This window comes from Kitasatospora sp. NPDC058965 (genome assembly GCF_042741245.1).
In the GTDB taxonomy this organism is placed as follows: Bacteria; Actinomycetota; Actinomycetes; order Streptomycetales; family Streptomycetaceae; genus Kitasatospora.
Window position 1 is genome coordinate 1 of record NZ_JBHYKG010000468.1, and the last position, 4,827, is coordinate 4,827.

7 protein-coding genes and 1 pseudogene are annotated in these 4,827 nt (G+C 73.9%); 5 read left to right on the plus strand and 3 right to left on the minus strand.

All coding sequences use genetic code 11. The annotated features are described in order from the left end of the window. Positions 1-132: 132 nt before the first annotated feature. Positions 133-876, minus strand: coding sequence for an alpha/beta hydrolase (locus tag ACFW1A_RS38595; RefSeq protein ID WP_380418017.1), 744 nt, complete (start codon positions 874-876; stop codon positions 133-135). 281 nt (positions 877-1,157) lie between these two features. Between ACFW1A_RS38595 and ACFW1A_RS38600 the strand changes: the two genes are divergently transcribed. Further along, positions 1,158-1,529, plus strand: a complete 372-nt coding sequence (locus ACFW1A_RS38600) for a hypothetical protein (protein ID WP_380418020.1) — start codon at positions 1,158-1,160, stop codon at positions 1,527-1,529. Positions 1,530-1,569: 40 nt separating this feature from the next. On the opposite strand, the gene crcB is transcribed toward ACFW1A_RS38600, so the two are convergent. Next, positions 1,570-1,944, minus strand: coding sequence for a fluoride efflux transporter CrcB (gene crcB / locus ACFW1A_RS38605; RefSeq protein WP_380418022.1), 375 nt, complete (start codon positions 1,942-1,944; stop codon positions 1,570-1,572). Continuing rightward, a complete protein-coding gene (locus ACFW1A_RS38610) occupies positions 1,941-2,348 on the minus strand; it encodes a fluoride efflux transporter FluC (RefSeq protein ID WP_380418025.1) in 408 nt (135 codons plus the stop codon). The genes crcB and ACFW1A_RS38610 overlap by 4 nt, the downstream gene beginning before the upstream one ends. 80 nt (positions 2,349-2,428) lie before the next feature. Here ACFW1A_RS38610 and ACFW1A_RS38615 point away from each other — a divergent pair, with 80 nt between their 5' ends. The 4 genes and pseudogenes from ACFW1A_RS38615 to ACFW1A_RS38630 all read left to right on the plus strand — a co-directional run. After that, the gene (locus ACFW1A_RS38615) at positions 2,429-2,959 is read left to right on the plus strand and encodes a potassium channel family protein (RefSeq protein WP_380418027.1); all 531 of its coding nucleotides are present in this window, start codon (positions 2,429-2,431) and stop codon (positions 2,957-2,959) included. 56 nt (positions 2,960-3,015) lie between these two features. Further along, on the plus strand, positions 3,016-3,210 hold the full coding sequence (locus ACFW1A_RS38620) for a hypothetical protein (RefSeq protein ID WP_380418030.1): 195 nt from the start codon (positions 3,016-3,018) through the stop codon (positions 3,208-3,210). Between the two features lie 599 nt (positions 3,211-3,809). Next, complete coding sequence (locus tag ACFW1A_RS38625; RefSeq protein ID WP_380418033.1) at positions 3,810-4,649, plus strand: FhaA domain-containing protein; 840 nt, start codon at positions 3,810-3,812, stop codon at positions 4,647-4,649. A gap of 11 nt (positions 4,650-4,660) precedes the next feature. Further along, positions 4,661-4,827: pseudogene (locus ACFW1A_RS38630) on the plus strand (FHA domain-containing protein); the annotation flags it as partial.

The window sequence follows — 4,827 nt, forward strand, 5'->3', positions numbered from 1 at the left end:
GCGTGGTCAGCATTGCCAACCCGGCCTCCGGCAACCCCTGCGTGAACGCCTGAGCCTCCGGCTCGACGGCTGGCCCCGCCACGACGGCGGGGCCGGCCGTTCCCCGTTCCCGGCCGTTCCCGTTCCAGGGCTTCACGCCACCGGGTGCGGGCACTCCCGGTCCGGCCAGCCACGGGAGCCGGCCGGCAGCGGCAGCCGCAGCCCGTCCGGCACGCCGGCGGGCAGCTCCAGGGCGGCGGCCACCGGCCCGGGCAGCGGGCGCAGCCGCAGCAGCGCGGCGCTCAGTTCGGCGGCGCCGCGGTGCCAGTCCCGGGCCCGGCGCAGCATCGCGTGGTCCGCCCCGGTCACCGTGATGCCGGCCACCGACGCCCCGGCGGCCCGGGCCCGGGTCGCGAACCGCACGGTGTCGGCGGGGTCGGTCACCCGGTCCCGGTCCCCGTGCAGGGTGACCAGCCGGCGCCCGGCCAGTTGCTCGCACGGGTCCCCGGCCGGGCACCAGGGCGCCAGCGCCACCACCCCGGTGACCGCGGGGTGCCCGGCCGCGCGCAGGGCCGCCCGGCCGCCCATCGAGTGGCCCAGCAGCACCACCGGCACCGGTCCGAGGAGCGCCTGCACCTCGTCCAGCGCCGCCAGCACGTCCGCCAGCGCGTCCGCCCGCTCCCCGTTCCACCCCCGGTACCGGTACCGGACCAGGCCCAGCGCCACCGCCCCGCCCCGGGTGGCCCGGGCCAGCGGCCGCAGGAACGCGTCCATCCGCAGCGGCTCGGGGCGCCAGGGCCGGGCCGCCGCGGTGCTGGCCTCCCGCCCGCCGTGCAGCAGCAGGACCGCCGCCCGCGCCCCCTCGGTCCCCCGCCACCACCGCAGCCGCCCGGTCACCCTCGCCGCCTCTCCCTCGTTCGACCACCCATCCTGCCGCTGCCGCCGGGCCCGGCCAAGGCCGGTCGCACGGTCGCGATCGGCGGAGAACGGCATCAATATCGTCAGCTATATCCACGATGTGGCCGCTCGTGGTCAGTACCGTTCACGATCGCCACGGCAACCTGACCGCGAACGGGGACGACCAGGTCATGGTCGATCAATTCCGCTCGGCCCGGCGGTCCGACTTCGCCCCCTCCCTACGCTCGTCCGTGTCCGGAACGATCAGTCGGGAGGTCGAGATGGCCGGAGTCGAAAGCGCGCTGAAAGAGGCGCTGAGCATCGAGGGCGCGCTCGGAGCGGCGCTGGTGGACACGGGCAGCGGGATGGCGCTGGGGACCCTGGGGCACGCCGCCGACCTGGACCTGGCCCTGGCCGCCGCCGGCAGCACCGACGTGGTGCGGGCCACCGCGCGCTCCGTCGAACTGCAGGGGCGCAGCGAGGGGATGGAGGACATCCTCACCACGCTGACCCACCAGTACCACCTGATCCGGCCGCTCACTGGCCCCGGCGGCCAGGGGCTCTTCCTCTACCTGGTGCTGGACCGGTCCCGGTCCAACCTGGCCATGGCCCGCCACCACGCCCGCCGGATCGGGAGCGAGCTGACGCTCTGACCGGCCGTCCGCCGACCGGCCGTCACCCGCCGACCGACCGTCAGAGCAGCAGGTCGGCCAGCCAGGTGCCGGCGTAGACCGCCGCCATCCCGGCCGCCAGCGAGCCGGCCACGTTGACCGCCGCGAGTCGGCGCGCCCCGCTCTCGGCCAGCCGCAGCGTCTCGTAGCTGAAGGTCGAGTAGGTGGTCAGCGCGCCGCAGAACCCGGTGCCGACCAGCAGTTGCAGTTGCGGCGACGCTCCGTGCGCCTGCACCGCACCGGTCACCAGTCCCAGCACCACCGAGCCCAGCACGTTGGCGGCGAAGGTGCCCCAGGGCAGCAGCGGGTCGCGCCGGGCCCGCACCGCCCGGTCCACCAGGTAGCGCAGCGGTGCGCCCACCGCGGCGCCGCCCGCCACCAGCAGCGCCCCGTTCACCCGCGCGCTCCCCGCAGGGCGGTCAGCACCCGCCGGGTGCCGGCCGCGCCGAGGGCCACCGCGCCCAGCGCGGCCGCCAGGGTCGCGCCCAGGTAGCCGACGGCCACCCCGGGGCGGTGCGCGTCGAAGAGCCGGTGCACGTCCATGCAGTACGTGGAGAAGGTGGTGAAGCCGCCCAGCACGCCGGTGCCGACGAACGGCCGGACCAGCCGGTGCGCCGGGCGCCCCTCGGTGATCGCCACCAGGAAGACGCCGATCACCAGGCAGCCGAGCGCGTTGATCAGCAGCGTGGTCCACGGGAACACGCCGACCGGGGTGGGCCAGCGCAGGCCGAGCCCGTAGCGGGCCTCGGCCCCGAGCACACCGCCGAGCGCGACCACGGCGATGGTGTCGGCCTCCTTCATGGCGTCAACCTACCGCCCCCGTCCCTCCGACGGCCCAGCAGCCCGAGCCGTCCCGGCCCGCCGGGGCCAGGGTGGTGGCCATGGCACGACCGCCGAACCGTCCCGCGCTCTGGCCCTGGCTGCTGGTCTCGGCCGGGCCGCTGGTCCTCGGGCTGCTCTACTTCACGGTCCCGATCGGCGTCTTCGGCCCGGAGCACCCGCAGTTCAGCTGGACCGTCTTCGTCGCGGCGCTGACCGTGCTGGCGGTGGTGCTGCTCAGTCAGGTCCGGCTGGTGGTGATGCAGTCCGACCGGGGCCGGCCGGCCCTGGTGATCGCCGCGGTCTCCGCCCTGGCGCTGTTCATCTTCTCCGCGACCTACGTCTCGCTGTCGCGCCAGCCGGGCGAGTTCAACGGCCTGCACACCCGGCTCGACGCGCTCTACTTCACCGTGGTGACGATGGCCACGGTCGGCTACGGGGACATCACCCCGACCGGCCAGGCGTCCCGCATCGTGGTGATCCTGCAGATCGGCTACACCCTGGTCTTCCTGGCGGCCGGCTTCACCGCGCTCAGCCAGCAGCTGCGCAGCCGGGTCGGCCACCGGATGGCCGATCGCGATCACCGGAAGTAGTGCGGCGCCGGGTCGGGACGGTTGAGGAATCCCCCACCCGCGCCCATGCTGGTCAGGTGACCGCCATGTTCGAAGAAGAACTGCGTGCCCAGCTGACCCAGGCCCGACACGATCTGGTCGAGGCCAAGTCCGAGGGCGACCTGGACGGGATACAGGCCAGTCAGGGCCGGATCTCCGGACTGCTCCGGCTGGCCGCCACCCACGGGATCCGGCTGGAGCACAGCCCGGAGGAGGAACGCGGCGAAGCCTGAGGTCCGAAGCCCGGGATCCCTGCCGCACCGCCCGGTCCACGAACGCCCGGCGGAAAAACATCGAAGCCGGTCAGTCCTTTCGGACTTTCCGGCGTCTCTGGGGGGCGAGGGGGGGGTTGTAACCCCCCCCCCAATGGGGGACAGGAACCTGAATCCAGCGCGTCTGCCTATTCCGCCACCCGCGCATGGGTGTTGTCGTTGATGCTAGCCGATCGTCCGGGTGAGAGCTCATCGGTGTGGACCCGAGTCCTTCTCTCCCGGCCGGTTTCGGCTCCCTCTCGGGCGCCCCTTCCGACATGGAAAACATTAGCACGCTCCCCGGGGAACCTACGAATCCATTCCCCGCCGCGGCCTGCACAGCTCTCCGCGGCCCGCCACCGGAGCGCCCGCCGGGCAGGCTCCCGCCCGTCCCGGGCCCGGGCGGCCGGGAAGGGACGAACGGGTGAGCCAGGGGTGAGGGCCGGGCGACGGGGGTACCTGTCGTGGCCGGGGAACCGTACAGATGGCCGCGGCGTGGATACGATCAGTACGGAAGTACCGCAATCGGGCCCTGGAGGCCCGGCCCGCCAGCCCGAGAACCCTTGGAAGGGGGTTGCCCCGTGGGAGTCCTGAAGAAGTTCGAACAGCGGCTTGAGGGTCTCGTGAACGGCACCTTCGCCAAGGTGTTCAAGTCCGAGGTCCAGCCGGTGGAGATCGCCGGTGCGCTGCAGCGCGAGTGCGACAACAACGCCACCATCTGGAACCGCGAGCGCACCGTGGTGCCGAACGACTTCATCGTCGAGCTCAGCCCGCACGACCACGAGCGGCTCAGCCCGTACGCCGGACAGCTCGGCCAGGAGCTGGCCGGCATGGTGCTGGAGTACGCCGAGGCACAGCGGTACAGCTTCCTCGGGCCGCTGCAGGTGAACCTGGAGCGCGCCGACGACCTGGACACCGGCCTGTACCGGGTGCGCAGCCGCACCCTGGCCAGCGAGCAGCCCGAGCAGCCCGCCGCCTACCAGGCGGCCCCGCAGCCCGGCTACGGCACGCCCTGGTCGCAGGGCACCGCCCAGCCGACGTACGCCGGCGCACCCGTGCCGCCGAGCGCGCCCGCACCGGCGCCCAGCACCCCGCCGGCGAACAACGTCCGCCCGTTCCCGGGGTCCGGCACCGCGGCCGGCACCCGGCGCTGGATCGAGGTGAACGGCACCCGGCACCAGATCACCGGCAGCGCCTGCGTGCTGGGCCGCTCGACCGAGGCCGACGTGCGGATCGACGACCCCGGGGTCTCCCGCAAGCACGCCGAGATCCGGCCCGGGAACCCGGCCATGGTGCTCGACCTGGGGTCCACCAACGGCATCGTGGTGGACGGCCAGCACACCCAGCGCGCTACGCTCCGCGACGGCTCGCGGATCGTCGTGGGCTCCACGACGATCATCTACCGACAGGTCGAGGGGTAGGGCGAGCAGCGGTGTCCGAACTGACTCTGACAGTCATGCGGCTGGGTTTCCTGGCCGTGCTGTGGCTGTTCGTGATCGTCGCGGTCCAAGTGATCCGCAGCGACCTGTTCGGCGCCAAGGGCACGGTCCGGGCCGGCCGCCGCGGCGCGCCCGCCGGTGCTGCGGCGGCCGCCGCGGC

Excerpts from the sequence above, each read along its gene's own strand:
- ACFW1A_RS38600 (WP_380418020.1), top strand. The coding sequence starts at position 1,158 with ATGGCCGGAGTCGAAAGCGCGCTGAAAGAGGCGCTGAGCATCGAGGGC.
- ACFW1A_RS38610 (WP_380418025.1), bottom strand. The coding sequence starts at position 2,348 with ATGAAGGAGGCCGACACCATCGCCGTGGTCGCGCTCGGCGGTGTGCTC.
- ACFW1A_RS38615 (WP_380418027.1), top strand. The coding sequence starts at position 2,429 with ATGGCACGACCGCCGAACCGTCCCGCGCTCTGGCCCTGGCTGCTGGTC.